General features: G+C 61.2%; 23 protein-coding genes. 12 read left to right on the plus strand and 11 right to left on the minus strand.

Annotated features, from left to right (window positions below; translation table 11 throughout):
• Nucleotides 1-15 precede the first annotated feature (15 nt).
• The 3 genes from ACA047_RS07455 to pcaC are packed head-to-tail and all read left to right on the plus strand — an operon-like array spanning nucleotide 16 to nucleotide 2,596.
• Nucleotides 16-1,380: a 3-carboxy-cis,cis-muconate cycloisomerase gene (locus tag ACA047_RS07455; protein WP_497358026.1), complete on the plus strand. Its 1,365-nt coding sequence runs from the start codon at nucleotides 16-18 to the stop codon at nucleotides 1,378-1,380.
• A gap of 12 nt (nucleotides 1,381-1,392) precedes the next feature.
• Nucleotides 1,393-2,193 (plus strand): 3-oxoadipate enol-lactonase, encoded by an 801-nt coding sequence (pcaD, locus tag ACA047_RS07460; protein ID WP_497358028.1) that lies wholly within the window; start codon nucleotides 1,393-1,395, stop codon nucleotides 2,191-2,193.
• 10 nt (nucleotides 2,194-2,203) lie between these two features.
• Nucleotides 2,204-2,596 (plus strand): 4-carboxymuconolactone decarboxylase, encoded by a 393-nt coding sequence (pcaC, locus tag ACA047_RS07465; protein WP_497358030.1) that lies wholly within the window; start codon nucleotides 2,204-2,206, stop codon nucleotides 2,594-2,596.
• Between the two features lie 205 nt (nucleotides 2,597-2,801).
• Here the strand turns inward: pcaC and ACA047_RS07470 are convergent, their stop codons facing one another.
• On the minus strand, nucleotides 2,802-4,055 hold the full coding sequence (locus ACA047_RS07470; protein ID WP_497358032.1) for an OprD family porin: 1,254 nt from the start codon (nucleotides 4,053-4,055) through the stop codon (nucleotides 2,802-2,804).
• Between the two features lie 1,131 nt (nucleotides 4,056-5,186).
• Here ACA047_RS07470 and ACA047_RS07475 point away from each other — a divergent pair.
• Entirely contained in the window at nucleotides 5,187-5,537 is a 351-nt protein-coding gene (locus ACA047_RS07475) for a DUF6124 family protein (protein ID WP_497358034.1), read from the plus strand.
• Nucleotides 5,538-5,726: 189 nt separating this feature from the next.
• On the opposite strand, the gene ACA047_RS07480 is transcribed toward ACA047_RS07475, so the two are convergent.
• From ACA047_RS07480 to ACA047_RS07490, 3 genes are read right to left on the minus strand one after another with little or no spacing between them, the layout of a single operon-like run.
• A complete protein-coding gene (locus ACA047_RS07480; protein WP_497358036.1) occupies nucleotides 5,727-7,184 on the minus strand; it encodes an AdeC/AdeK/OprM family multidrug efflux complex outer membrane factor in 1,458 nt (485 codons plus the stop codon).
• On the minus strand, nucleotides 7,181-10,345 hold the full coding sequence (gene emhB / locus ACA047_RS07485; RefSeq protein WP_497358038.1) for an efflux RND transporter permease subunit EmhB: 3,165 nt from the start codon (nucleotides 10,343-10,345) through the stop codon (nucleotides 7,181-7,183). Before emhB ends, ACA047_RS07480 begins: the two co-directional genes overlap by 4 nt.
• A 3-nt stretch (nucleotides 10,346-10,348) precedes the next feature.
• A complete protein-coding gene (locus ACA047_RS07490; RefSeq protein WP_497358040.1) occupies nucleotides 10,349-11,506 on the minus strand; it encodes an efflux RND transporter periplasmic adaptor subunit in 1,158 nt (385 codons plus the stop codon).
• A 252-nt stretch (nucleotides 11,507-11,758) separates the two neighbouring features.
• On the opposite strand from ACA047_RS07490, the gene ACA047_RS07495 reads away from it, so the two are divergent.
• Nucleotides 11,759-12,391, plus strand: coding sequence for a TetR family transcriptional regulator (locus ACA047_RS07495; RefSeq protein WP_497358042.1), 633 nt, complete (start codon nucleotides 11,759-11,761; stop codon nucleotides 12,389-12,391).
• A gap of 245 nt (nucleotides 12,392-12,636) precedes the next feature.
• Here ACA047_RS07495 and ACA047_RS07500 read toward each other — a convergent pair whose 3' ends face one another.
• The 4 genes from ACA047_RS07500 to ACA047_RS07515 all read right to left on the minus strand — a co-directional run bounded on the left by ACA047_RS07500 (nucleotide 12,637) and on the right by ACA047_RS07515 (nucleotide 16,014).
• Entirely contained in the window at nucleotides 12,637-13,263 is a 627-nt protein-coding gene (locus ACA047_RS07500; protein WP_497358044.1) for a hypothetical protein, read from the minus strand.
• 182 nt (nucleotides 13,264-13,445) lie between these two features.
• Nucleotides 13,446-14,495: an alkene reductase gene (locus tag ACA047_RS07505; RefSeq protein WP_497358046.1), complete on the minus strand. Its 1,050-nt coding sequence runs from the start codon at nucleotides 14,493-14,495 to the stop codon at nucleotides 13,446-13,448.
• Between the two features lie 32 nt (nucleotides 14,496-14,527).
• Nucleotides 14,528-15,694 (minus strand): MFS transporter, encoded by a 1,167-nt coding sequence (locus tag ACA047_RS07510; RefSeq protein WP_497358048.1) that lies wholly within the window; start codon nucleotides 15,692-15,694, stop codon nucleotides 14,528-14,530.
• 17 nt (nucleotides 15,695-15,711) lie between these two features.
• The gene (locus ACA047_RS07515) at nucleotides 15,712-16,014 is read right to left on the minus strand and encodes an ArsR/SmtB family transcription factor (protein ID WP_283556134.1); all 303 of its coding nucleotides are present in this window, start codon (nucleotides 16,012-16,014) and stop codon (nucleotides 15,712-15,714) included.
• 156 nt (nucleotides 16,015-16,170) lie between these two features.
• On the opposite strand from ACA047_RS07515, the gene ACA047_RS07520 reads away from it, so the two are divergent.
• A complete protein-coding gene (locus ACA047_RS07520; RefSeq protein WP_497358050.1) occupies nucleotides 16,171-16,755 on the plus strand; it encodes an acyl carrier protein phosphodiesterase in 585 nt (194 codons plus the stop codon).
• A 147-nt stretch (nucleotides 16,756-16,902) separates the two neighbouring features.
• Here ACA047_RS07520 and ACA047_RS07525 read toward each other — a convergent pair whose 3' ends face one another.
• Both ACA047_RS07525 and olsB read right to left on the minus strand, forming a co-directional pair.
• Nucleotides 16,903-17,694, minus strand: a complete 792-nt coding sequence (locus ACA047_RS07525) for a lysophospholipid acyltransferase family protein (protein ID WP_497358052.1) — start codon at nucleotides 17,692-17,694, stop codon at nucleotides 16,903-16,905.
• Complete coding sequence (olsB, locus tag ACA047_RS07530) at nucleotides 17,694-18,449, minus strand: L-ornithine N(alpha)-acyltransferase (RefSeq protein ID WP_497358054.1); 756 nt, start codon at nucleotides 18,447-18,449, stop codon at nucleotides 17,694-17,696. The genes ACA047_RS07525 and olsB overlap by 1 nt, the downstream gene beginning before the upstream one ends.
• Before the next feature lie 153 nt (nucleotides 18,450-18,602).
• Here olsB and ACA047_RS07535 point away from each other — a divergent pair, with 153 nt between their 5' ends.
• The 5 genes from ACA047_RS07535 to ACA047_RS07555 all read left to right on the plus strand — a co-directional run bounded on the left by ACA047_RS07535 (nucleotide 18,603) and on the right by ACA047_RS07555 (nucleotide 22,876).
• Nucleotides 18,603-19,487: an acyl-CoA dehydrogenase middle domain-containing protein gene (locus ACA047_RS07535; RefSeq protein ID WP_497358056.1), complete on the plus strand. Its 885-nt coding sequence runs from the start codon at nucleotides 18,603-18,605 to the stop codon at nucleotides 19,485-19,487.
• 116 nt (nucleotides 19,488-19,603) lie between these two features.
• On the plus strand, nucleotides 19,604-20,698 hold the full coding sequence (locus tag ACA047_RS07540; RefSeq protein WP_497358058.1) for a serine hydrolase domain-containing protein: 1,095 nt from the start codon (nucleotides 19,604-19,606) through the stop codon (nucleotides 20,696-20,698).
• Entirely contained in the window at nucleotides 20,695-21,006 is a 312-nt protein-coding gene (locus ACA047_RS07545) for an amidase (protein ID WP_497358060.1), read from the plus strand. The genes ACA047_RS07540 and ACA047_RS07545 overlap by 4 nt, the downstream gene beginning before the upstream one ends.
• A gap of 120 nt (nucleotides 21,007-21,126) precedes the next feature.
• A complete protein-coding gene (locus ACA047_RS07550; protein WP_497358062.1) occupies nucleotides 21,127-21,717 on the plus strand; it encodes a YceI family protein in 591 nt (196 codons plus the stop codon).
• 1 nt (nucleotide 21,718) lies between these two features.
• Entirely contained in the window at nucleotides 21,719-22,876 is a 1,158-nt protein-coding gene (locus ACA047_RS07555) for a phospholipase D-like domain-containing protein (protein ID WP_497358064.1), read from the plus strand.
• Nucleotides 22,877-22,965: 89 nt separating this feature from the next.
• Here ACA047_RS07555 and bglX read toward each other — a convergent pair whose 3' ends face one another.
• Nucleotides 22,966-25,257: a beta-glucosidase BglX gene (gene bglX / locus ACA047_RS07560; protein WP_497358066.1), complete on the minus strand. Its 2,292-nt coding sequence runs from the start codon at nucleotides 25,255-25,257 to the stop codon at nucleotides 22,966-22,968.
• 261 nt (nucleotides 25,258-25,518) lie between these two features.
• Between bglX and ACA047_RS07565 the strand changes: the two genes are divergently transcribed.
• Nucleotides 25,519-26,127 (plus strand): LemA family protein, encoded by a 609-nt coding sequence (locus tag ACA047_RS07565; RefSeq protein WP_497358068.1) that lies wholly within the window; start codon nucleotides 25,519-25,521, stop codon nucleotides 26,125-26,127.
• Nucleotides 26,128-26,150 lie beyond the last annotated feature (23 nt).

The raw sequence follows: 26,150 nt of genomic DNA on the forward strand, positions 1-26,150 counted from the left end.
ACCCAAGGACTGTTTATGAGCGAACGACCGGGCAATCAGCTGTTCGATGCCTACTTCACGGCCCGCGACATGCGCGAGGTGTTTTGCGATGCGGGCCGGGTGCAGGCCATGCTGGATGTCGAGGCCGCACTGGCCCGGGCCGAGGCGCGGGTGGGGTTGATCCCCCAGAGCGCCGTGGCGCCGATTGAGAAGGCCTGTCGTGCCCAACTGTATGACTTTTCGGCGTTGAGCGAAGCGATTGCCAGTGCCGGCAACTCGGCGATCCCGCTGGTCAAGGCGTTGGGCAAGCGCATCGCAACCGAGAGCGCCGACGCCGAGCGCTATGTGCACTTGGGCGCTACCAGTCAGGATGTGATGGACAGCGGGCTGGTGTTGCAACTGCGTCAGGCGCTGGGGCTGATCGAAGCTGAATTGGCGCTACTGGCCAGCACTCTCGCCCGGCAAGCCGAACGCTACGCCGCCACGCCGATGGCGGGGCGCACTTGGCTGCAACACGCAACCCCCGTGACCCTGGGTATGAAAATCGCCGGTTGGCTGGGGGCAATCACCCGTAATCGTCAACGTCTGAGTGAGCTCAAGCCGCGCTTGCTGGTGCTGCAATTCGGCGGCGCCTCCGGGACGCTCGCCGCGTTGGGTGAACACGCTTTGCCCATCGCCGAAGCCCTGGCCGCGGAGCTGCAACTGAACCTGCCGGAACAACCCTGGCACACCCAGCGCGATCGTCTGGTGGAGTTCGGTTCGGTGCTGGGGTTGATCGCCGGCAGCCTGGGCAAACTGGGCCGTGACATCAGCCTGTTGATGCAAACCGAAGCCGGTGAAGTGTTCGAGCCATCGGCGCCGGGCAAGGGCGGTTCGTCCACCATGCCCCACAAGCGCAACCCGGTGGGCGCGGCGGTGCTGATCGGCGCGGCGACGCGGGTGCCTGGCTTGTTGTCGACGCTGTTCAGCGCCATGCCCCAGGAACACGAGCGCAGCCTGGGCCTGTGGCACGCCGAATGGGAAACCCTGCCGGACATTTGCTGCCTGGTGTCTGGCGCGCTGCAACAGGCACGGCTGCTGGCCGAAGGGCTGGAAGTGGACGCGGCGCGCATGGCCCACAATCTCGAACTGACCCAGGGGCTGGTGCTGGCCGAAGCGGTGAGCATCGTCCTGGCCCAGCGGGTCGGGCGCGACACCGCGCACCATCTGCTGGAGCAATGCTGCAAGCGTGCCGTGGCCGAACAACGGCATTTGCGCGATGTGCTGGGGGACGAACCCCAGGTCACCGCGCAGTTGTCCGCTGCCGAGCTCGATCATTTGCTCAACCCCGCCCACTACCTTGGCCAGGCCCAGACCTGGGTCGCCCGGGCAGTGGCTGAACACCTTGCATTAAATGCCTGAAAGGAGAATGTTGTGGGATTCGTCAAACTCGCCGACGGCGAACTGAACTACCGTTTCGACGGGCCGCAAGACGCCCCGGTGCTGGTGCTCTCCAACTCCCTGGGCACCGACCTGCACATGTGGGACGAGCAGGTCGCGGCCTTCAGCGAACACTTTCGCGTGTTGCGCTTCGACACGCGTGGCCACGGCCAGTCGCTGGTCACCGAAGGGCCCTACAGCATCGAACAACTGGGCCGCGATGTGCTGGCGATGCTCGATGCTCTGGGCATCGACAAGGTGCATTTCTGCGGGCTGTCCATGGGTGGCCTGATCGGCCAATGGTTGGGGATCAACGCCGGTACTCGGCTGCATAAACTGGTGGTGTGCAACACCTCCGCCAAGATAGCGGACGCGTCGGTGTGGAACCCGCGCATCGAAACCGTGCTGCGTGATGGCAAGGTTGCGATGGTGGCGTTGCGGGATGCGTCGATTGCCCGCTGGTTCACTTCGGACTTCGCCGAGGCCCAGCCAGAGAAGGTCCAGAAAATCACCGACATGCTCGCTGCCACCTCGCCCAAGGGCTATGCGGCGAACTGTGCGGCCGTGCGCGATGCTGATTTTCGCGAGCAGGTGTCGTCGATCCGCGTACCACTGCTGGTGATCGCCGGCACCGAAGATGCCGTGACGCCGCCGTCGGGTGGGCACTTCATCCAGGAGCGCGTCAGCGGCGCCGAGTATGCCGAGTTCTATGCCGCGCACCTGTCCAACGTTCAGGCCGGCGCCGCGTTCAGCGAGCGGGTGCTGGATTTCCTGCTTGATTCCAACCGCGCCTGAGGAGTTTTTTGTGGACGAGAAACAACGTTACGACGAAGGCATGCAAGTACGCCGCGCGGTGCTGGGTGATGCGCATGTCGACCGCAGCCTTGCAGCCCTGACCGAGTTCAACAGCGAGTTCCAGGAAATGATCACCCGCCACGCCTGGGGTGACATCTGGACTCGCCCGGGCCTGCCGCGCCACACCCGCAGCCTGATCACCATTGCCATGCTGATCGGCATGAACCGCAACGAAGAACTCAAACTGCACCTGCGCGCCGCCGCCAACAATGGCGTGAGCCGCAGCCAGATCAAGGAAGTGATCATGCAGAGCGCCATCTACTGCGGCATCCCGGCGGCCAACGCCACCTTCCACCTGGCTGAGTCGGTGTGGGATGAATTGGGCATCGAGTCACGCGCCTAAGCATCGCCGCCAGCCCTGTGGGCGCGGGCTTGCTCGCGAAAGCGGTGGTTCAGCTTGTGAAGAAGTTGAATGTGCCGACGCCTTCGCGAGCAGGCTCGCTCCCACCTTGATTTTTGGTGGCCATTGAATCTGCGTTCGCCGCAAATCCCTTGTGGGAGCGAGCCTGCTCGCGATGACGGTGGCACAGCCACCCCCATGCTGGCTTTTACAACAAGCTGATCGGATAGCTGACGATCAACCGGTTCTCGTCGAATTCGTTGGTGCTGAAATCCCGACGAATCGTCGCGTTACGCCATTTCACGTTGAGGCTTTTCAGCGCGCCGCTCTGCACGGTGTAGGCGAGTTCGCTTTCACGGCCCCATTCCTTGCCGTTGTCGACGGTGGAGGTGTGCACATTGTCGCCGCTGATGTAGCGGTTCATCAGGGTCAGGCCCGGCACGCCGACGGCAGCGAAGTTGAAGTCGTGGCGCACTTGCCAGGATTTTTCCCGGGCGTTGTCGTAGCTGGAGTTGTAGCTGTCGTTGGCCAGGGTGCCGCCGCTGGTGCCGTTGACGCGCATCCAGGCATCGTCGCCGCTGAGTTTTTGCAGGCCGACATAGAAGGTGCTGCCGCCGTATTTGGCCGAGAGCATGGCGAACGCGGTTTTGTTGTCCAGGTCGCCCGCCAGGGCGCTGCCGTCTTCCTTGCCGATGAAGTAGCCGAGGTTGGCGCCCAGGGTCCAGTCGCCGATGGGCTGGCTGTGGGTCAGGTTGAAATACTGCTGCTGGTAGATGTCGGACAGTTCCGAGTACCAGACGCCGACCTGGGTGCGTTTATCGTTGAAGGCGTATTCGCCGCCGCCGAAGTTGAAACGGTCGGAGGTGAAGGCACTGCGGCCGTTCATCGACATGTCTTCCATGCTCGCGTCGTTGCGCGGGCTGTTGGCGCGGAACTGACCGCCATAAAGGGTCAGGCCGTTGATCTCGGTGGACGTGACCTGGCCGCCGCGGAACGTTTGCGGCAGGGAGCGGCCATCGTCAGAGCGCAGGATTGGCAGCACCGGCATCCATTCACCGACCTTCAGCTCGGTTTTCGACACTTTGGCCTTGAGGGCGACACCCAGGCGACCGAAGTCATCGGCCGGACGACCGTCATCGTGCACCGGCAGCAGTTGCGTACCCGCGGTACCTCGGCCGCCATCGAGCTTGACCGAGTACAGCCCCAGCACGTCCACACCGAAACCGACCACGCCCTGGGTGAAGCCGGACTTGGCGTCGAGGATGAAGCTCTGGGTCCATTCCTCGGCTTTGCCCTGGGTGGCGCTTGGGTTGGTGAAGTTGCGATTGAAGTAAAAATTACGCAGGTTGAGGTTGACCTTGGCATCTTCGATAAACCCCGACTCCTCTGCCAAAACGGGGAGGGCGGTGTTGGCCAGGGCGATGGCAATGAGGCTGGGGAACAAATGCTGTGTTGGCTTCATGGGCGTGTCTCTAATTTTTGTGGGCGAGGTAAGCCGTTGCCGCAACCTTGGGTTGCAGACGGTAGTAGGTGCTAAGGGGGATCGAAGGTCAGCCGGGAGAGGTGGGGAGTGTGGGCATAGCGTCGAACCTATTGTTGTTATTGGTTTTGTGCGAGCGATGGTGAAGGGCGGGGCGGGATCGCTTCAATTGGCGTTTTCGGGTTTTGGGCGATTATCGAACGGCAAAAGAGCCGGTTGGACGGACGTAATTCCTGTGGGAGCGAGCCTGCTCGCGATAGCGGCGTTGCAGCCGACCAGGATGTTGTTGATCGAGTACATATCCATTGCTGCGGTAACGGCTACTTATGGTTTCGCCCTGACGGCGGGTCACTTTCGAAAATCCGGAAGCCGGCCCAGGCGAAAGTAAGCAAAGCGCTTCTGCCCCACCACTCGGCACCTCGCCTAGGCTCGGTGTGCCCGAACGAAGGCATTGCTCCGTGGGCCGCCGCGAAGGGTCATCCATGGCCCAGCGCGGCTATCCCGGCATCCATGCCGGGATGCCCACTCCACAATGCCTGCGTTCGGCCATCGTGGTTAACGGGGCGCCGAGATCAACGTCCGGCGCGAGGCGGCCTTATAGCCGACCTGTTTTTTTGATGATCGCGTTAATCCTGTGGGAGCGGGCTTGCTCGCGAAGACGTCGGGTCAGTCTGCAGAGATGTTGAATGTGCCGCCTTCGCTAGTACGCCCGCACACAGTTGGATCGAAATACAGCCGCCAGAGACAGACCGGCCGTCAGGCCGCCATCGCGAGCAAGCTCGCTCCCCACAGAATTCGTGGACGGTCTGACAGACGCGGCGAATTTTCCGACGAGGTTTTAAGGTTGCTGCTCGGAAGCGGTATCTCTAGCTTGTTCGGGTCGCTGCCCATTCAGCGACCGGGACTGCAAGCCCGCCGAATTTGTTAGGCGCCTAGCCGCGCCCCTATAATCCATGGCGCTTTTTGGTGCCATCGTTTTATGGTGGCTGTGTGCGGGAGACCTTCGGGTCTGCCGAGGTTGCCTAACGACTCGGTCTTGCAGACCCGCATACAGCTGCCACCTATCATCTGCAAGTGATGCTGGCGACTCTCATTTTCGTTAGGAGCACCATCATGATCAAAGAAACACCTAATCCCCCAGCGCCTGGATCCACTTTCCCCTACAACGACCCCGACCCGGCCAAGCTCCAGGAGGCCGCAGACCGAGCACTCGATTTCCATCTCGGCACCCATCCCCAAACCAAGACCTCATCCACACAAGTCTTCACCGTCATCGATACCATCGACACCGAGTGTTTGCTGGCCAATCTCAGCGAAACCCTGGCCTCGGCCAATGCCATGCTCAGCGATCTGGCGTTCGACCTGGAAGGCTCCCGGCGGCATGTCGCGCTGGGCGTGGCGCAGATGATCGAGTTGAGTGAGTTGCTGGCCAATCGTGCACTGGATATCGTCGACCCGCGTTAGCCAAGTGGGATTTATCCCATGCTGGGCTGTGGGAGCAAAGCTTGCTCGCGAAACAGGCGCCTCGATTTCTGAAAGACCGCATCGTCTTCATCGCGGGCAAGCCTTGCTCCCACAAAGGCCGGTGTTAAGGTGCTCAGAAACAAAAAGCCCACCTTTCGGTGGGCTTCGTGTTTCAGCGTTCAAGCGTAATCAGAACAGTGTTGTCTCCGGCGCTTTGTCTTTCACCGGTTCGTTCTTGCCCGTGTTGGTGTTCCAGCCACCGCCGAGTGCCTTGTACAGATTGACCTCGCTGGTCAATTGCGAGAGGCGGTCGGAGATCAGCGATTGTTGGGCGCTGAACAACTGGCGTTGGGCGTCGAGGAAGGTCAGGTTGCTGTCGACGCCGATGCGGTAGCGCCGCTCGGCCAGGCGGTAGTAGTCCTGGTTGGAGGCGACGTAGGCGGTCTGGGCCTGCAACTGTTCGTTGTAGGTCCGGCGCGCGGCCAAGCCATCGGAGACTTCCTGGAACGCCGTCTGAATCGCCTTCTCGTAATCCGCGACATTGATGTCTTTCTGGATTTTGGCGTAATTGAGGCTTGCCCGCAGGTTCCCGGCATTGAAAATCGGGATGTTGATCTCCGGAGCAAAGGTCCAGGTGCCCGAGCCGCCCTTGAACAAGCCGGACAGGTCCGGGCTCATGGTACCGGCGTTGGCCGTCAGGCTGATGCTCGGGAAGAACGCGGCCCGCGCGGCGCCGATGTTGGCGTTGGCGGCCAGCAGGTTGCGTTCGGCCTCGAGAATGTCGGGACGACGTTGCAGCAGGTCCGACGGCAGCCCGGCCGGCACTTCGCTCAGCAGGTCATCGCTGAGCGGTCGAGGGGTCAGGTTGGCCGGCAGACCGGTGCCCAGCAGCAAGACCAGGCTGTTTTCGTCCTGGGCGACCTGGCGGGTGTAGGTCGCCAGTTGCACGCGGGCGTTTTCCACCGAGGTGCGGGACTGGGCCAGGTCCAGGGCCGAGGACACGCCGACTTCGGCGCTGCGGGAGGTCAGCTTGAAGCTTTTCTCATAAGCGGCCAGGGTTTCCTGGGTCAGCTTGAGCAATTCCCTGTCGGCCTGCCAGGTCAGGTAGGCATTGGCAACGCTGGCCACCAGGCTGATCTGAGTGCTGCGGCGGGCTTCTTCTGTGGCGAAGTAGCTTTGCAGCGATTGCTCGGTCAGGCTGCGAACCCGGCCGAACAGGTCCAGTTCATAGGAGCTGATGCCCAGAGTCGCCGAGTAGGTACCGCTGGTGGTTGTTTCACCAGTCTGCGAAGACCGTGCCGGCGTTCGCTGGCGGCTGCCGGAACCGGTGGCCGAGACCGACGGGAACAGGTCCGCCCGCTGGATGCGGTATTGCGCGGCATAGGCATCGATGTTCAGCACCGCGACACGCAGGTCGCGGTTGTTTTCCAGGGATAGCTGGATCAGCTGTTGCAGCGCCGGATCATGGAAAAACTGTTTCCAGCCCTGCTCGGCGGCCGACTGCTCGGCCGCCTTGGCCGGGTCGTACGCCGGCCCTTGCGGGTATTGCGCTGCCACCGGCGCTTCGGGCCGCTGATAGTCGGGGATCAGCGAGCAGCCGCTAAGCACGACGGCAGCGATGGTCAGAGAAAGTAGCGACTTGCTCATTGGCCAGCCTCTTTAGTAGTTTCAGTAGTGTCATCCTGGTCGACATTTTTGCGACGGCCCATCGACGACACGGTCACGAAGAACAATGGCACCCAGAAAATCGCCAGGATGGTGGCGGTCAACATACCGCCGATCACACCGGTACCGATGGCGTGCTGGCTGCCCGAGCCGGCACCGGTGGAAATTGCCAGCGGTACCACGCCGAGGACGAACGCCAGGGATGTCATGATGATCGGCCTCAGACGCATCCTACAAGCTTCAATGGCGGCTTCCGTCAGGGTCCGGCCCTGTTCGTGAAGTTCCTTGGCGAATTCCACGATCAGAATGGCGTTTTTCGCCGCCAGACCGATGGTTGTCAACAGGCCCACCTGGAAGTACACGTCGTTGGACAGGCCACGCAGGCTGGTAGCCAGCAGGGCACCGATGATCCCCAGCGGCACCACGAGCATGACCGCGATCGGAATTGACCAGCTTTCATACAGCGCCGCCAGACACAGGAATACCATCAGCAGCGACAAGGCGTACAACGCTGGCGCCTGGGAGCCTGACAGACGTTCCTCGTAGGACAGGCCCGTCCAGGAAATACCCACACCGGCCGGCAGTTTCTTGGCAATGGCTTCAACTTCGGCCATGGCTTCGCCGGTGGAGTAACCCGGCGCCGGGGTACCCAGGATTTCCATCGCCTCCACGCCGTCGTAACGGGCCAGTTTTGGCGAGCCGTAGATCCACTCGCCCTTGGCGAACGCGCTGAATGGCACCATGGTCCCGGCGCTGTTGCGTACGTACCACTTCTGCAGGTCTTCCGGGCTCATGCGAGCACTCGGTTGGCCTTGTATGTAGACCTTCTTCACCCGACCACGGTCGATGAAGTCGTTCACATAGCTACTGCCCAGGGCAATCGACAGGGTGTCGTTGATGTCCGAGAGGGTGAGGCCCAGCGCGCTGGCTTTCTCGTCATCGATTTCCAGCTGGTATTGCGGTTCGTCGTTCAGGCCGTTCGGACGCACTTGGGACAGGATCTTGCTTTGAGAGGCCATGCCCAGGAACTGGTTACGGGCTTGCATCAACTGATCGTGGCCGAGGCCGGCGCGGTCCTGCAAGTACACGTCGAAACCGGTGGCGTTACCCAACTCCATTACCGCTGGCGGGGCGAAGGCGAACACCATCGCGTCGCGGAAGCTGAAGAAGTGCTGCTGGGCGCGAGTCGCGAGCTGGGAAACGCTGTTGTGGGCGTTACGCTCGTCCCACGGCTTGAGCATGATAAATGCCATGCCGGAGCTCTGGCCGCGACCGGCGAAGTTGAAGCCGTTTACGGTGAACACCGAGGCCACGGCATCGGCTTCGCCGCCGTCCTTGCTCGGACGCAGCAGGAACTCACGCATCTTGTCCACCACCGCCTGGGTACGCTCGGCGCTGGAGCCGGCCGGTGTCTGAACCTGGGCAAACAACACGCCCTGGTCTTCTTCCGGCAGGAACGCCGTAGGAATGCGGGTGAACAGCCAGACCATGCCGACCAAGATGATCACGTAGGCCAGCAGGTACGGGGCTTTGTGCTTGAGCATGTTGCCCACACCGCGCTCGTAGCTTCTGACGCCACGGTCGAAGTTGCGGTTGAACCAGCCGAAGAAGCCGCGTTTCGGCGTGCCGTGCTCGCCTTTCGGGATAGCCTTGAGCATGGTGGCGCACAGGGCCGGGGTGAAGATCAGCGCAACCATGACCGACAGGGCCATGGCCGAGACGATGGTGATGGAGAACTGCTTGTAGATCACACCGGTGGAGCCGCTGAAGAACGCCATCGGCAGCAGTACCGCCGAGAGCACCAGGGCGATACCCACCAGGGCACCCTGGATCTGGCCCATGGATTTCTTGGTGGCTTCCTTGGGCGACAGGCCTTCTTCGCTCATCACCCGTTCGACGTTTTCCACCACGACGATGGCGTCGTCCACCAACAAGCCGATGGCCAACACCATGCCGAACATGGTCAGGGTGTTGATGCTGAAACCGAATGCCGCGAGGATCCCAAAGGTACCGAGCAGTACCACCGGCACGGTCATCGTGGTGATGATGGTGGCGCGGAAGTTCTGCAGGAACAGGAACATCACCAGGAACACCAGCACGACCGCTTCGACCAGGGTTTCTACCACGCCCTTGATCGATTCGCTCACCACAGGGGTGGTGTCATACGGGAACACCACTTCCAGACCTTGCGGGAAGAACGGCTTGAGGTCGTCGATGGTCTTGCGCAGGGCCTTGGCGGTGTCGAGGGCGTTGGCACCGTTGGCCAGTTTTACCGCCAGCCCCGAGGCTGGGGAGCCGTTGAACTGGGCGCTGGTGCTGTAGCTTTCACCACCCAGGGCCACATCGGCCACGTCACCGATGCGCACTTGCGAGCCGTCCGAGTTGACCTTGAGCAGAATCGCCTTGAATTGCTCGGCGGTCTGCAGGCGGGTCTTGCCGATGATGGTCGCGTTCAGTTGCTGGCCGGGCACCGCAGGCAGGCCGCCGAGCTGACCGGACGAAACCTGAACGTTCTGCGCGGTGATGGCGTTTTCCACGTCCAACGGGGTCAGGCTGTAGTTGTTCAGCTTGGCCGGGTCGAGCCAGATCCGCATCGCGTACTGGGCACCGAAGACCTGGAAGTCACCGACACCGGCGGTGCGCGAGATCGGGTCCTGCATGTTGGACACGATGTAGTTGGACAGGTCGTCCTTGGACATGCTGCCGTCACGCGACACCACGCCGATCACCATCAGGAAGTTTTTCACTGCCTTGGTCACGCGGATGCCCTGTTGCTGCACTTCTTGCGGCAGCAGCGGGGTGGCCAGGTTAAGTTTGTTCTGGACCTGGACCTGCGCGGTATCGGAGTTGGTGCCTTGCTCGAAGGTCGCGGTGATGGTCATGCTGCCGTCGGAGTTACTTTCCGAGGAGACATAACGCAGGTTGTCGATACCGTTGAGCTGCTGCTCGATGACCTGCACCACGGTGTCCTGCACGGTTTGTGCGGACGCGCCTGGGTAGGTCACCGAGATGGCAATGGCCGGAGGTGCAATGCTCGGGTATTGGTTGATCGGCAATTTAAGGATCGATAGAGCCCCGACCAGCATGATCACCAGGGCGATAACCCAGGCGAAAATCGGACGGTCGATAAAAAATTTCGACATGGTTTACTCCCCTTTGCCGCTGGCTGCTTTATCAGCTGCCTGAGCGGGGGCCGGGTTTTTGGCATCAACGTTGGTCGCCTCGGTGGCTTTGACTTCAGCCCCTGGCCGTACGTACTGCAGCCCTTCGGTGATCAGGCGATCACCGGCCTTGAGCCCGTCTTCGATCAGCCACTGGCTGCCGACGGTGCGGCTGGCCTTGAGCTGACGCAGTTCAACCTTGTTGTCCGGGCCCACGACGAGGGCGGTTGGCATGCCTTTAAGGTCGCGGGTCACGCCTTGCTGCGGCGCGAGAATCGCCGCACTGTTCACACCTGCCTGCAACTGCGCGTGGACAAACATGCCCGGCAGCAGGGTGTGTTCCGGGTTGGGGAACACGGCGCGCAAGGTCACGGAACCGGTGGACTGGTCGACTGACACTTCGGAGAACTCCAGCTTACCCTCGAGCGGGTATTGGCTGCCGTCTTCCAGGGTCAGCTTGACCATGGCGGCGTTGTCGCCGGCCTTCTGCAAGCGGCCGCTTTGCAGCTCGCGACGCAGTTGCAGCAGCTCGACCGAACTCTGCGTCACGTCGATGTAGATCGGGTCCAGTTGCTGGATGGTCGCCATGGCGTCGGACTGGCCGTTGCTCACCAGCGCACCTTCGGTCACCGAAGAGCGGCCGATACGACCGGAAATCGGCGCGTAGACCTTGGTGTAGCGCATATTGATCTGGGCGGATTGCAGGCTGGCTTCCGACTCCAGGCGGTTGGCCACGGCGGTGTCGTATTCCTGGCGACTGATAGCCTCTTCGTCCACCAGTTGCTTGTAGCGATCGGTAATCGACTTGGTGGACCGCAGGCTGGCTTCGGCGCTTTTGAGGGTCGCTTCGTACACGGCCGGGTCGATCTGGTACAGCTGCTGGCCGGCCTTGACGTCAGCGCCTTCCTTGAACAGACGTTTGAGGACAATGCCATCGACCTGTGGGCGAACTTCCGCGACACGGAACGCAGTGGTGCGGCCTGGAAGCTCTGACGTCAGGGTGAAAGGCTGGGTCTTGAGAGTTACGACGCCGACCTGAGGGGTTGGGGGGGGCGGTGCCGCTTCTTCCTTTTTGCATCCGCTGAGCAGCGATGCCAGGGCGATGGCGGTAACCAGGGCGGTAACAGCTGGCTTGAATTGCATGGAAGTCCTCGGGTGCAGGCGCGCAACAGGCGCACTCGAAAAGGTGAAGGTTAAAAAGGGGGCTTTATTCAATTAGTAGCTTGCTAAGAAATATACTTACATTCATGGCTGTTTGTAAACAGCCAAATTGCGTACCATCCGAGTTTACAAAAGCCAGATAAAGGCCCCTGTAGGTCGGGGACGCGTCCGAGAGACGTTGCCTCATATTTCCTTTAGCACTGCTGATGCATCCTGATTGAGGTGTTTACTGCCATGGTCCGTCGAACCAAAGAGGAAGCCCTGGAGACTCGCAGCCAGATACTTGAAGCGGCCGAAAAAGCCTTTTTCGAACGGGGCGTGGCCCGAACGACGCTGGCCGACATCGCGACGCTGGCCGGTGTGACGCGCGGCGCCATCTACTGGCATTTTAGCAACAAGGCGGATCTGCTCCAGGCCCTGCTTGATACGCTGAACGAGCCGCTCGATGAGCTGGCCCGCGCCAGTGAGAGTGAAGAGGAGCTTGACCCGCTCGGCTGTATTCGCAAGCTGCTGGTGCAGTTGTTTCAACAGGTGACCCTGGACCCGAAAACCCGACGCATTAATGAGATTCTGTTCCATAAGTGCGAATTCACCGATGAAATGTGCGATCTGCGCCAGCAGCGGCGCGAGGTCAGCCTCGACTGCAATGTACGTATCGTGCTGTCGTTGCGCAATGCGATGAAGCGCGGCCAGTTGCTGGATGATCTGGATCCCGAAAGAGCGGCGGTCGCTATTCACGCCTACATCGACGGTATTTTGTATCAGTGGCTGCTGGCCCCCGAGAGCTTCGCACTGGCCACTGAGGCCGAGCGCTGGGTGGATATCGGGCTGGACATGCTGCACCTGAGCCCTAGTCTGCGCAAATGAAACAAAATGCGTAATTGCGTCGGTTTGTGTCAATACGTGAGATTAATGTAGCAGGGCTAATCGCTCACGCTAGGCGCCTAAGAGCGCTTTTATAAACGGACGCTGCCGTGGTTGATAGGCAATCGATGGTGAACTTTGTAGGAAATTTGTTTCGCGCTTGTGAAGGTGTGTGAGCAATCCGGCCGACAAGGTGACCCGAACGGGCAGGCAGGTGCCCCGCCAGACGTACCTGACGGGGCCGATTTTCAGCTCAGTACGATTTCCACGGTAAAGCTGTAGGGTTCTTCACTCGCCGCATGAGTGATCCGGGTTATGCATTTAATGGGTGTCGCGCCGACAGAGGTCACTTTGTGTGTTTGCACGGGCGTCAGCGTCGGCGAAATAACACCGAAAGAAGTATTGACGCGCAAACCGAAGTCAAAGCGGAATCCGAGGTCTTGGTCGCCGAACATAATAAAGTGCTTGAATATATCTTTGCTTGGGTTGCCTAATCGCCTGGCGTAAGTTAAATCGAACTTCAAGGTCTGTATGTCCCAAGGGACGATGCTGATGAAATGCTGTTCGTCTGTATTCAAGTTGAGGTTGTTATTACCCACGGCAAAAGACTTATCGGTATGGTTGATTAGCTTTACAACGAAGCGGGTTCGGTTTGGGCGAAGCCTCTCTTGTTCCCAGGCGTGAATCTGCTTGTTGATATCTTCGTTCCGCCTGGCCTTTTCCATCATGGCCCTGAGCACCTCCATGTATTCTTGCGTGTCGAGCGATTCCATGAATTTGTACAGGACAGTCAGGGGGGCGTAATTGAATTGAGAAAGAATTTTTCCATAAAAACTCTGGTCGCCTTGATCAGTGTTCGCAGTAACGTTGTTCATTATTAAATCCTTTTAAATAATGCTTTCATTGGTTGTTGGTCGACAAGATGGTCCGTCTTGTTGTAGAACTTAATATGACCCGTTGAACGGGTTTTAGGAAGTTCGGATGTTTGACCGAATATTAAATCGAATAAAAAAGCCCTGGCTCTTTCAAGGCAGGGCTTTGTTATTTCAATGGGGTATCAAAGTACCGGGTAGTCGATGTATCCCACCGGCCCTTTTCCATAGAACGTTTCCGGGTGAGGCGCGTTCAGCGGTGCGTCGGCCTTCAAGCGTGCTGGCAGGTCCGGGTTGGCAATGAACGGGATACCGAAGGCGACTGCATCAGCCTTGCCCTCGGCCAGCCAGGCATTGGCGCTGTCCTTGGTGAAGCGTTCGTTGGCAATGTACGGGCCGCCGAAGGCTTGCTTGAGTTGCGGGCCGATGCTGTCGTCGCCTTCTTTCTCGCGAGAGCAGATGAAGGCGATGCCACGCTTGCCCAGCTCGCGAGCCACGTAGCTGAAGGTTTCCAGGCAGTTCTCGTCGCCCATGTCATGGGAGTCGGCGCGTGGTGCCAGGTGCACGCCGACCCGGCCGGCACCCCAGATTTCGATGACCGCGTCGGTCACTTCCAGCAACAGGCGCGCACGGTTTTCCAGGGAGCCGCCGTAGTTGTCGGTGCGCTGGTTAGTACTGCTTTGCAGGAACTGGTCGAGCAGGTAACCGTTGGCCCCGTGGATTTCAACGCCGTCGAAACCGGCTGCCTTGGCGTTCTCGGCACCGACGCGGTAGGCATCGATTACGTCGGCGATCTCAGCGCTTTCCAGTGCGCGCGGTGTCGGGTAATCGGCCAGCGGACGCACCAGGCTGACGTGACCTTTGGGCTGGATGGCGCTCGGCGCCACCGGCGTTTCGCCGTTCAGGTACGAAGGGTGAGAGATCCGGCCCACGTGCCACAGTTGCAGGAAAATCTTGCCGCCGGCGCCGTGGACCGCCTTGGTCACGTTGCTCCAGCCGCGCACCTGATCGTTGGACCAGATGCCTGGGGTGTCCGGGTAGCCCACACCCATCGGCGTTACCGAGGTTGCTTCGCTGAGGATCAGGCCGGCGGAGGCGCGCTGCACGTAGTACTCGGCCATCAGCGCGTTGGGCACGCGACCTGCGTCGGCGCGGCAGCGGGTGAGCGGAGCCATGATGATGCGGTTTTTCAGCTCGATGTCGCCCAGTTTGATCGGATCGAAAATAGTCGTCATGAATTACAACCTCGAAAGTGAAGGGTTAAAAGTCAGTGAGTGGCGGGTGCCAGGTCGGCATTGCCGCCCTGGCGGAAAGTGATCAGGGTGACCAGCAGCGCCAGTACGGCCAATGCACCGGCGGCCAGGGGCACGGTGGTCAGGCCCAGGCCGTGATCGATGACGCTGCCGCCGACCCAGGCGCCCAGGGCGTTACCGATGTTGAAGGCGCCGATGTTCAGGGTGGAAACCAGGTTCGGCGCGGCTTTGCCGAAGGTCACCACGTTGACTTGCAGGGCCGGCACAGCGGCGAAGCAGGCGGTGGCCCAGAGGAATAGGGTGATTTCAGTGGGAATCAACGCAACGCTGGTCCAACTCAGGACGGTGGACACCACAGCCATGGTGATGAAAACGCCCATCAGCGTATTCGCCAGGCTCTTGTCCGCCAGCTTGCCGCCGATGATGTTGCCCAGGGTCAGGCCCAGGCCGATCAGCACCAGGGTCCAGGTCACGCCACGGGGCGACACGCCGGTGACTTCCCCCAGCAGTGGGGCGACGTAGGTGAACAGGGTGAACACCGAGGCGGAGAACAGCGCGGTCATGCTCAGGGACAGCCACAAACCTGCACCCTTGAGCGCCACCAGTTCCGAACGCATGTCGAGTTTTTCTTCATCGCGCTTGGCCGGCAAGAAGCGGATCAGGCCAATCAGGGCAATCACGCCAATGACGGTCACCGCCCAGAACGTCGAACGCCAGCCGGCTTCCTGGCCCAGCGCGGTGCCCAGAGGCACGCCAAGTACGTTGGCCAGGGTCAGGCCGGTGAACATCAGGGCCACGGCCGAGGCGCGCTTGTTGGGCGCAACCAGGCCGGCGGCCACCACCGAGCCGATGCCGAAGAACGCCCCGTGGCACAGGGCGGTGACAACCCGGGCGAACATCAGCACGTTGTAGTCGCTGGCGATGGCGCAGAGCAGGTTGCCGATGATGAAAATCCCCATCAGCGCCACCAGGGCGGCCTTGCGCGGCAGCCGGGCGGTGGCCAGGGCCATGAACGGTGCACCAATGGCCACGCCTAGGGCATAGCCGGTCACCAGCCAGCCGGCACCGGGTATCGACACACCCAGGTCGGCCGCCACATCGGGCAACAGCCCCATGATGACGAACTCGGTGGTGCCGATGGCGAAGGCACTCAAGGCCAGGATGAGAAGTGAGAGGGGCATGGTAGGTCCTTGTCAGATCAGAGCTCTTGGCTCATTTGCTTGAGGAACTGCTGAATCACTTCCTCGTTGCGTTTGAAGAAGTGCCATTGCCCGACCTTCTGGCTGCTGATTAGCCCCGCTCGTTGCAACACCGCCAGGTGGGCCGAAACCGTGGACTGCGACAGGCCGCAACGCTGGTCGATCTGCCCGGCGCAAATGCCGAATTCATGGTTGTGCAACTGTTCGGGGAACTGGACCTTGGGGTCTTTGAGCCAGTTGAGGATGTCTCGCCTTACTGGGTGCGCCAGGGCTTTTATTATTTCGTCGAGGTCGAGGGGCATGGTGGGCAGCTCATGATGAGTAAAACGCTGTATCGCGATGAGGCGAACCTTAAATCGTTATTTCGCGATATACCAATATGTATTTGATCTGAATGCCGAACAAATCGCTATATCGGGTTATAACGATATTGGCGCTGCAGTGCTAAGCTGCGCGTCATGAACTATCTCGCACACCTGCACCTCGGCGGCCCTGGCCGGGAACAACTGCTCGGCAGCCTCTACGGCGACTTCGTCAAAGGGCCGCTGCAAGGGCAGTACGATCCGCAGATCGAAGCGGCGATTGCCGTGCATCGGCGCATCGACACGTACACCGACCGCCATCCGCTGGTGGACATCGCCCTGTCGCGGTTTTCCACGGTGCGGCGGCGCTATGCCGGGATCGTGCTGGACGTGTTTTTCGATCACTGCCTGGCCCGGGACTGGACGCTGTACGGCGAAGGGCCGCTGGTGGAGTTCACTTCCCAGGTGTACCGGGTGCTCGCGGCCGAACCGCAGCTGCCGGGACGCCTGGCGCAAATTGCACCTTATATGGCCGCCGATGACTGGCTCGGCTCCTACCGGGAATTCGAAGTGATTGGGCAAGTGCTGCGAGTCATTTCTCGACGCCTGTCCCGGCCACAGGAACTGGCCGGAGCGATGCAAGAGCTGATCAAACTCTATGAACCGTTGAGCGAGGACTTCCGGTTGTTCTACCCGCAGCTCCAGGATTTTGCGTTGAGCCAAACAATACGGCGGGGGTGATGTGAGGGCTGGATCTTGTGGCTGCTGAAGATCAAATGTGGGAGCGAGCCTGCTCGCGATGAGGGCCTGGCAGTCAAGAATCAGCTGACTGACAAACCGCTATCGCGAGCAGGCTCGCTCCCACAGGGGGCCTCATAGAGACACGGGTCAGGCCGCGATTGCAGGTCGCATCGGGGCTTGCTGCTTTTCCGGGATTTTGCCGAACAACGCCTTGTGCACCGCCTGTTGCGCCTGGAACGCCAGGGCCGCGCGCTCCTGGCCGTGGCAGGCGATCGGCTGCAGCATATAGATGTGCACGTCACCGCGGTCGTGGGCAAACAGCCGCATCAGGTGCGACAGCAAGTCATCATCGCCAATGAACGGTGCCAGCGAATCAGGCTCACCATTGCGCAGGTAACGGATCGCCACCGGCTGCAACGCCACATCAGCATCGATGGCGGCCGACAACAGGCGACCATGAAAGGTACGCAGGGAGCGGCCATCGGTGGTGGTCCCTTCGGGAAACATCAGCAGCGAATGGGCCTGTTCCAGATGGCGGCTCATCTGCTTGCGGATCAACTGGCTATCACCCGAGCCGCGACGGATAAACAAACTGCCAGCCTTGGCCGCCAGCCATCCGGCCACCGGCCAGGTGCGCACTTCGGCCTTGGACAGGAACGACAGCGGCGTGATCATGCCCAGCAGCGGGATGTCGGTCCAGGACACATGGTTGCTGACCCACAGCATCGGCTTTTGCGGCAGTTGGCCGTGGACGGTCACGCAAAAGGGCAGGGCATTGCTCAGCCGCGCCATGAAGAATCGCGACCAGCGCTGGCGGCGCACCATGGAGTTGGCGACGCCCAGGCGTTCGAACAGACCGAACAGGCAGGCCATGCTCAAGCCCAGCGCGACCACCAGCAGCACTCGCGCGATACGCGCGTACACCCGCAACCGACTCATCACACTGCCGCCTTGAAGTGGCGGGCGTAGCGCGGGCAGAGCTCGTCGCGCTTGAGCAGGATGAACACGTCGGCCACTTGGAAATCCTCGTCCCAGCACGGCTCGCCGCAAATCTTCGCCCCCAGGCGCATGTAGGCCTTGAGCAGCGGCGGCATTTCGGCGATGACGTTGGACGGCACATCCAGGCTCGGCAACGGTTTTTTCGGCACGGCTTGCAGGTGTTCGGTGCACAGGTAGCGTTCGCGCAGGCGCTGCATGATCGCCTGGGCCTGAATACCGCCATCCTGCATCGGAATGCTTGCGCAACCCATCAGGTAGCTGTAGCCGCCTTCGTTTAATACCTCGGCCAGTTCGCCCCAGAGCACCGCGATGGTGCCGCCGTTGCGGTAGGCCGGGTCGACGCAGGTGCGGCCGATTTCCAGGATCGGGCCCTTGAGATGGACCAGGCCATGGAGGCTGAATTCTTCTTCGCTGTAGAACCGGCCCAGGCTGCTGGCGGCCTGGTGGTCGAGCAGGCGGGTGGTCGCTACGAGACGGCCGGTGTTCAGGTCGCGTACGCCGATGTGGGCGCAGTGAACATCATAATCATCCATGTCCAGACCCACTTCCGCGCCTTTGAGCTTGGCGTTGAATTCGCCGCTGAAGACGTTGAAGCGCAGGGCCTGTGCTTCTTGCAGAGCGTTGGCGCCAATCAGGCGTTCGGCTTGCAGGCGGCGTTCATTGCCGGTGTCGCTGATGCGGGCGATCTGAGTCATAGCGAATCTCCGTGCGGGCTGTGCACCCGTCTTGGGGTGAGCCAATCGACTTTCTTTATGCAGCCATGTTGTGCAAAGTCAGGCTATGTAGCCCCGGTGTCATCGCCATGAAGCTTTGGTGATGCTTATGTGACAGCCCACAAGGAGCCTCCCATGCCCTGGCAAACCCTGATCGAACGCGGCGAACGCCTAGCCGCCCAACCGGACCTGGCCGAGGGTTATGCGACCTTGTTGCAACGCCTGGGGCCGGTCACGCCATTCGAGTTGGCCGTGGCCGGGGCTCGTTTAATGGCAACGCCGGGGCTGGCGTTTCTGGTGGGGTATCAGGCGGCGCTGCGGGTGCTTTGGCCGAGCGCGCCTCAAAGCCTCGGTGCCTTGTGTGCCACCGAACAACGCAGCCTGCGCCCGGCGGACATGCAGACTCGCCTCATCGATTTGCGCCTGAGCGGGCGTAAGGATTTCGTCACCGCCGGCGACGCCGCTGAATGGCTGTTGATCGCCGCCCGCAGCGAAGCGCCCGGGGAAACGCCGCAGCTGAACCTGGCGGTGGTCTATCCCGGCGAGCCCGGCGTGACCCTGGAAAAACTGCCGGCCATTACCTTGATGCCAGACATCAGCCATGGCCGGGTATTGCTCGACGGCGCGCTGTGCGAGTTGCTGGCGGGGGATGGCTGGGATGCGTATGTCAAACCGTTCCGTACCCTGGAAGACCTTTATGTACTCAGCGCCATGACCGCATGGCTATATGGCGTGGGGCAGGAATGCGACTGGCCCCAGGCTTTGCAGTTGCGCCTGCTGGCGTTGCTGGCAGGTTGCGCAGAAGTGAGCCGCCACAACCCGTCCAGCGCTGCCGGGCATGTGCTGCTGGGCGGGTTGTTCGCCCAGCTCAACGGGCTCGAAGACGAACTGAACGGCGCCTTGGCGGCCGGGCCTGCGTCGTGGCGCGAAATGTGGACGCGGGATAAAACCGTGATGGAAATGGCGGCGGGGGCACGGGCCAAGCGGTTGGCCAAGGCGTTGGGATCTTCATTGATTTGAGGGCCCTCATCGCGGGCAAGGCTTGCCCGCGATGGCGTCGGTACTGTCGACACAGGCACTGAAACTGTCATCAAGCCTGCCTAAGCTCAGCAGGTTCAATCCTGCGAGGCCCAAGCATGTTCAAAGGCTGGTTCCTGATCCCGCTCCTGCTGCTCACCCTGAGTGCCCACGCTGAAGACTGGCCCGGCGAGCAGTGGCCAACCGGCCCGACCCCCACCGGGCCGGCCATCGAAGCCCTGGAGCAATACGCCTTCCCACTTCGGGACGATGCCACCCGCCAAGGCATCCGTACCGACGCGCTGCTGGTGATCCAGGACGGTCGACTGGTCTACGAACGCTACGCCGGGCCAACCACCGCCGACACCCCGCACTTGACCTGGTCCATCAGCAAAAGCCTGATGGCGACGGTGTTCGGCGTGGCCTACGGTGAAAAGCTGTTTGGGCTGCAGGATCCAGTCGTCAGGTATTACCCAGCCCTGAGCAAGTACCCGAGCATGACCCTCGCCGATCTTTTCCACTGGGCCTCGGGCCTGGACTGGCAGGAGGACTACGAATACGCACCGCTCAACTCCTCGGTGGTGGCGATGCTTTATACCCGGGGACGCCGCGACATGGCGGCGTTCACCGCTCAGCATGAAAGCTACAGCCCGCCGGGGCAGGCGTTCCGTTATTCCAGCGGCGACAGCAACCTGCTGGCCGCCGCGCTGAAAAACATCGTCGGCCCGGCGCGTTATCCCGATTACCCCTGGACGGCCCTGTTCGATCCGCTGGGCATCCGTCACGCCACCTGGGAAACCGATGCCAGTGGGACCTTCGTTGGATCGTCCTATGCCTATCTCACGGCTCGGGACCTGGCGCGCGTGGGGTTGTTGATGCAACGGGACGGACGCTGGGGCGATCGGCAACTGATCCCCCAGGACTGGGTCGCGTTCAATCGCGAGCCCTTCGCCCGGTTCCAGGCCGGCCAGGACGAAGCCGTGCCTGGCGGCCATTGGTGGCTCAACCGCGCCGCCGATCCGGCCATCCGCCCCTGGCCCGATGCACCGACGGATACGTTCGCTGCGCTGGGCCACTGGGGCCAGGCGTTGTACATCATCCCCAGCGCCAGGCTGGTGATCGTGCGCTACGGGGATGACCGCGACGGCAGCTATAGCCACAACGAACTGCTCAAACGAGCCGTGGCGGCATTCGCCGGGACGGTACAGCCATGAGGCGCAGACTGTTGTTGACCCTATTATTGGGGCTTTTTATCGCTCTGCTCAGCTGGGGCTGGTTCGAACGGGTGGCGCTGCGGGCTTTCCCCGACATCATCAGTGCCTACACCGCCAAGGAATATTGCTCGTGCCGCTACGTAATGCAGCAACCGGCCGACTATTGCCGCGGTTACGTGAAGCAATCGGTATCCATCAGCCATTTTTTCGAAACCCCCGAAGCGAAACGCATCACCGTCACCGGGTTGGGGCGTACCAACAGCGCGCAATGGGTGGGGACGCGGCAGGGGTGTCGGTTGGAGCCGTAATCCGAAAGCGGCCCCTCGCCACAGGATCTTGTGTTCCTGGGCTGCTGTTGAAACAGAAGGTTTGCAAGCGCCCTCGGCGCGGTTAAGGTTCGCCACAGGTTTATCTTCCCCCGAGTGTGTATGTTCAAGCGGTCTCTCTCTCACGCTGTTGCGACCTTGCTGCTGGCCTGCGCTGCGCTGCCGGCCCAGGCCGACTGGTACCTGGACGGCGAATCGTCACGGCTGTCGTTCATCAGCAGCAAAAACGGCAATGTTTCCGAGGTCCAGCGATTTCTGGTGCTTCATGGTCAAGTCCAGCCCAACGGGGTGGCGCGCCTGGAAGTGGAGCTGGACTCGATTAACAGCGGCATCCCCCTGCGGGACGAACGCATGCGGGCCGAGCTGTTCGAGATCAAGCAGTTTGCCGAAGCCACCATCAGCGCGCAGATCGATCTGGCGCCCATCCAGGACCTGGCCAGCGGTGCGCAATTGGAATTGCGCCTGCCGCTGACGGTGAACCTGCACGGCAAGCAGCATGAATACAACGTTGAACTGCTGGCGACCCGCCTGGATGAACGCCGCTTTCAAGTCGTGACCCTGGAGCCGGTGGTGCTCAACGCGGCGGATTTCGATCTGGCGCCGGGGTTGGAAACGCTGCGAAACCTGGCTGGGTTGTCGGCCATCAGCCTCTCGGTGCCGGTGAATGCGGTGCTGATTTTTACGGCGCGCTGACATGAGCGGCCCGGTATTTCCCTGGCGCGAAGGCAATCGCTTCGAGCTGTTGATCGATGGTCCGCAGTTCTTCCCACGCATGCTGGTGGAAATTGCCCGCGCCCGGGAGCAGGTCGAACTGGAGCTGTACCTGGTGGAGGCGGGGGCCTGTGCCGAGGCGATGGTCCTGGCACTGGTCCAGGCCGCCGAGCGCGGTGTTCGGGTGCGTTGCCTGTTCGATGACTACGGCAGCCTGGCGTTTACCCTGAGCCTGCGCAACCGCCTGACCGAGGCCGGCGTCGAACTGCGCTTCTACAATCGCCTGAGCTGGCGCCGCTGGGTACGCAATCTCTACCGTGACCACCGCAAGCTGTTATTGGTGGACCAACGCCTGGCGGTGGTCGGCGGCACCGGGGTGACCGATGAATTCTGGAACCCCCTCGATGACAGCTGCGAGTGGCACGAAGTGATGGTGGAGATCGTCGGCCCGCTGGTGCTGGATTGGCAGTTGCTGTTTGATCGCCAGTGGCTCGCCAACCATCATCGCCGCGCCTGGAAGCCGGCTTCCAACTTCGGTTTGCCACGCTTGCCTCGCGTTCCGCCGGTGGGCGAGGGCATGGCCCGAGTGGCCTATGCCGACTCCCGCCAGCATCGCGACATTCTGCAATCGCTGTCCCGGGCACTGAACAGCGGCCAGAAACGGATCTGGATGGCGACCCCGTATTTCCTACCGACTTGGAACGTGCGCCGTTCCTTGCGCAAGGCCGCGGCCCGGGGCATTGACGTACGCCTGCTGCTGACCGGCCCGCGCACCGATCACCCGTCCGTGCGCTACGCCGGGCACCGTTATTACCCGCGGTTGCTCAAGGCCGGGGTGAAGATATTCGAATACCAACCGTGTTTCCTGCACCTGAAGATGGTGCTGGTGGACGAATGGGTCAGCATCGGCTCCTGCAATTTCGATCACTGGAACCTGCGCTTTAACCTGGAAGCCAACCTGGAAGCCCTCGATTCCGGGCTCAGCAGCGCGGTGGCGGCGAGTTTCGAACGGGACTTCGCCCAGAGCCTGCAAGTCAGCCTCGAAGCCTGGCAGCGCCGGCCGCTGTGGAAGCGGGTCAAGCAGCGGTTGTGGGGGTGGGTGGATCGGTTGGTGGTGAATTTGTTGGATCGGCGGGGCTGAAAAAGATCGCAGCCTTCGGCAGCTCCTACAGGTGATCACCTTTCCCTGCAGGAGCTGACGAGTGCAACGAGGCTGCGATCTTTTGAGGGTCAGAGCAACTCAAAACTCTGCTGCTTCACATCCTGGGAATCCAGGCCGATCTGCACGTTGAACTTGCCCGGTTCAGCGGCGTATTTGAGCTGGGCGTTGAAGAACTTCAGGTCGTCCTCGGTGATGGTGAAGTGGACGACTTTCTTCTCGCCGGCCTTGAGCATCACCTTGCTGAAATTTTTCAGTTCTTTCACCGGGCGAATGATCGAGCCAGTCACGTCCTGGATGTACAACTGCACCACGGTTTCGCCGTCACGCTTGCCGGTGTTTTCCACGGTCACGCTGGCGTCGAGCTTGCCGGTCTTGTTCAGCGTGGTGGACGACAGGGCCATGTCCGACAGGCTGAACTCGGTATAGCTCAGGCCATAGCCGAACGGGTAGAGCGGGCCTGTGGTGTCATCGAAGTATTGCGAGGTGTAGTTGCCCGGCTTGCCCGGCGTGAACGGCCGGCCGATGCTCAGGTGGTTGTAGTAGGTCGGAATCTGCCCCACCGAGCGTGGGAAAGTGATCGGCAGTTTGCCCGACGGGTTGTAGTCGCCGAACAGCACGTCGGCGATGGCGTTGCCGCCTTCGGTGCCGCTGAACCAGGTTTCCAGGATCGCGTCGGCCTGCTGCTTTTCGTCCAGCAGCGACAGTGGGCGGCCGTTCATCAGCACCAGCACCAACGGTTTGCCGGTGGCCTTCAAGGCCTTGATCAGCTCGCGCTGGCTGGAGGGGATGTTCAGCTCGGTACGGCTCGATGATTCATGGGACATGCCACGGGATTCGCCCACGGCGGCCACCACCACATCGGCTTCCTTGGCGGCTTTCACGGCTTCGTCGATCAACACCTGGGCCGGGCGTGGATCGTCCACTACTTCCGGGGCGTCGAAGTTGAGGAAGTTCAGGTAATCAAGTACCTTCTTGTCGCTGGTGATGTTGGCGCCACGGGCGTAGATCAGCTTCGACTCGCCGCCCAGGGCGCGGGCCATGCCATCGAACAAGGTGACCGACTGCGCAGGACGCCCGGCGGCGGCCCAACTGCCCATCATGTCAATCGGTGCCTTGGCCAACGGACCGACCAGGACGATTTTTGCGCTCTTCTTCAGGGGCAGGGTCTGGTTGTGGTTTTCCAGCAAGACCAGGCTTCGGCGTGCCACGTCACGGGCATCGGCGCGGTGCAGGCGACTTTCGGCGTAGGTGTCGGCCGGGTCGTCCTGGGCCTTGCCGATGCGCAGGTACGGGTCTTTGAACAGGCCCATGTCGTATTTGGCCGCAAGCACTTCCCGCACGGCGTTGTCGATGTCGCTCTGCTCGATCTCGCCGGATTTGAGCAGCCCAGGCAGCTCCTTGCCGTAGAGCGAGTCGTTCATGCTCATGTCGATACCGGCCTTGATCGCCAGCTTCGCCGCTTCGCGACCGTCCCGGGCGACGCCGTGCTTGATCAGTTCGAAGATGGCGCCGTGGTCACTGACCGCCAGGCCCTTGAACCCCCATTCCTTGCGCAGCAGGTCGTTCATCAGCCAGGTGTTGGCGGTGGCCGGCACGCCGTTGATGGAGTTCAGCGCGACCATCACCCCGCCAGCGCCGGCGTCGATGGCGGCGCGGTAGGGTGGCAGGTAGTCCTGGTACATTTTCAGCGGGCTCATGTCCACGGTGTTGTAGTCCCGGCCGCCTTCCACCGCGCCGTACAGGGCGAAGTGCTTGACGCTGGCCATGATGCTGTCGGCCGCGTTGGCGCCGTTGCCCTGGAACGCCTTGACCATCACGCCGGCGATGCGTGACACCAGGTAGGTGTCCTCGCCAAAGCCTTCGGAAGTCCGGCCCCAGCGTGGGTCACGGGAAATATCGACCATCGGCGCGAAGGTGATGTCCAGGCTGTCGGCTGCGGCTTCCTGGGCGGCGATGCGGCCGGAATGGTAGATCGCATCCATGTCCCAGCTCGAAGCCAGGGCCAGGGGGATCGGGAAAATGGTGCGGTGGCCGTGGATCACGTCATAGGCGAAGAACATCGGGATCTTCAACCGACTGCGCATGGCCGCGTCCTGCATCGGACGGTTTTCATCGCGGGTGATGGAGTTGAACGTGCCGCCGATGTTACCGGCGGCGATTTCCTTGCGGATCATCTCCCGGGGCATTTCCGGGCCGATGCTGATCAGGCGCAATTGGCCGATCTTTTCCTCGAGGGTCATCTGTTTCATCAGATTGCTGATGAACGCGTCCTTGTTCTCTATGGGGGCTGGCAGGTTTTCGGCTAATACACATTGACTGGCCAGACTGACAAACAGGCCCAGCAAACACAGCTTCTTCATGAATAGTTTTCTCGCAAGCCTAAAGGGCGGTGATCAGTACACGCCGGTCAGCCAAAATGTGTGGAGCAGCTATTGTTGTTCGGGTGTTGTTTGGGTAAATGCATCACACTTTCGAACCCATGGGGCTGAACTTAGTTTCGCACCGCGCATCTTTTAGCCCATCGATCCGATTCAATCCAACGCCGCGGCAGATTATGCCCCAGACGCCGGTGAGATAGGTGGCCATGTTTCCAATGTCATACAAAAGGAGATCTTTACCCGATGACTCTACGACTGAATCACCGCACCCGCCTGAAAATGCTGGCCCTGATGCTTTTCACCACGTTGCTGGCCGGTTGCGGTATCAACAACATTCCCACCCTGGACGAACAGGCCAAGGCGGCTTGGGGCCAGGTACAGAACCAATACCAGCGTCGCGCGGACCTGATTCCCAACCTGGTGGAAACCGTCAAAGGCTATGCCCAGCACGAGCAGGAAACCCTGACTGCAGTGATTGAAGCGCGGGCCAAGGCCACGTCGATCCAGGTCGATGCCAAGACCCTGGATAACCCGGAAAAACTCAAGCAGTTCCAACAGGCCCAGGACCAGTTGACCGGCGCGCTGAGCCGGCTGATGGTGGTGTCCGAGCGTTACCCGGACCTCAAGGCCAACCAGAATTTCCTGGCGTTGCAATCGCAACTCGAAGGTACCGAGAACCGCATCGCCGTGGCCCGCCGCGACTTCATCCTGGCGGTGCAGAAGTACAACACCGAAATCCGCACCTTCCCGGGTCGTCTGTGGCACAGCGTGATGTACAGCGATCTGCCGGTCCGTGAAACCTTCGAGGCCACCAGCCCCAACGCCGAAAAAGCGCCTGAAGTGAAGTTTTGATCAATGCTCCACAAGCTAAGGGG

The sequence above is a fragment of the Pseudomonas sp. LBUM1664 genome, assembly GCF_059695895.1.

Bases quoted from the DNA above. Each gene is read 5' to 3' on its own strand.
- ACA047_RS07455 (WP_497358026.1), top strand. From the start codon at position 16: ATGAGCGAACGACCGGGCAATCAGCTGTTCGATGCCTACTTCACGGCC.
- ACA047_RS07470 (WP_497358032.1), bottom strand. From the start codon at position 4,055: ATGAAGCCAACACAGCATTTGTTCCCCAGCCTCATTGCCATCGCCCTG.
- ACA047_RS07475 (WP_497358034.1), top strand. From the start codon at position 5,187: ATGATCAAAGAAACACCTAATCCCCCAGCGCCTGGATCCACTTTCCCC.
- ACA047_RS07480 (WP_497358036.1), bottom strand. From the start codon at position 7,184: ATGAGCAAGTCGCTACTTTCTCTGACCATCGCTGCCGTCGTGCTTAGC.
- emhB (WP_497358038.1), bottom strand. From the start codon at position 10,345: ATGTCGAAATTTTTTATCGACCGTCCGATTTTCGCCTGGGTTATCGCC.
- ACA047_RS07490 (WP_497358040.1), bottom strand. From the start codon at position 11,506: ATGCAATTCAAGCCAGCTGTTACCGCCCTGGTTACCGCCATCGCCCTG.
- ACA047_RS07495 (WP_497358042.1), top strand. From the start codon at position 11,759: ATGGTCCGTCGAACCAAAGAGGAAGCCCTGGAGACTCGCAGCCAGATA.
- ACA047_RS07500 (WP_497358044.1), bottom strand. From the start codon at position 13,263: ATGAACAACGTTACTGCGAACACTGATCAAGGCGACCAGAGTTTTTAT.
- ACA047_RS07505 (WP_497358046.1), bottom strand. From the start codon at position 14,495: ATGACGACTATTTTCGATCCGATCAAACTGGGCGACATCGAGCTGAAA.
- ACA047_RS07510 (WP_497358048.1), bottom strand. From the start codon at position 15,694: ATGCCCCTCTCACTTCTCATCCTGGCCTTGAGTGCCTTCGCCATCGGC.
- ACA047_RS07515 (WP_283556134.1), bottom strand. From the start codon at position 16,014: ATGCCCCTCGACCTCGACGAAATAATAAAAGCCCTGGCGCACCCAGTA.
- ACA047_RS07520 (WP_497358050.1), top strand. From the start codon at position 16,171: ATGAACTATCTCGCACACCTGCACCTCGGCGGCCCTGGCCGGGAACAA.
- ACA047_RS07525 (WP_497358052.1), bottom strand. From the start codon at position 17,694: ATGAGTCGGTTGCGGGTGTACGCGCGTATCGCGCGAGTGCTGCTGGTG.
- olsB (WP_497358054.1), bottom strand. From the start codon at position 18,449: ATGACTCAGATCGCCCGCATCAGCGACACCGGCAATGAACGCCGCCTG.
- ACA047_RS07535 (WP_497358056.1), top strand. From the start codon at position 18,603: ATGCCCTGGCAAACCCTGATCGAACGCGGCGAACGCCTAGCCGCCCAA.
- ACA047_RS07540 (WP_497358058.1), top strand. From the start codon at position 19,604: ATGTTCAAAGGCTGGTTCCTGATCCCGCTCCTGCTGCTCACCCTGAGT.
- ACA047_RS07545 (WP_497358060.1), top strand. From the start codon at position 20,695: ATGAGGCGCAGACTGTTGTTGACCCTATTATTGGGGCTTTTTATCGCT.
- ACA047_RS07550 (WP_497358062.1), top strand. From the start codon at position 21,127: ATGTTCAAGCGGTCTCTCTCTCACGCTGTTGCGACCTTGCTGCTGGCC.
- ACA047_RS07555 (WP_497358064.1), top strand. From the start codon at position 21,719: ATGAGCGGCCCGGTATTTCCCTGGCGCGAAGGCAATCGCTTCGAGCTG.
- bglX (WP_497358066.1), bottom strand. From the start codon at position 25,257: ATGAAGAAGCTGTGTTTGCTGGGCCTGTTTGTCAGTCTGGCCAGTCAA.
- ACA047_RS07565 (WP_497358068.1), top strand. From the start codon at position 25,519: ATGACTCTACGACTGAATCACCGCACCCGCCTGAAAATGCTGGCCCTG.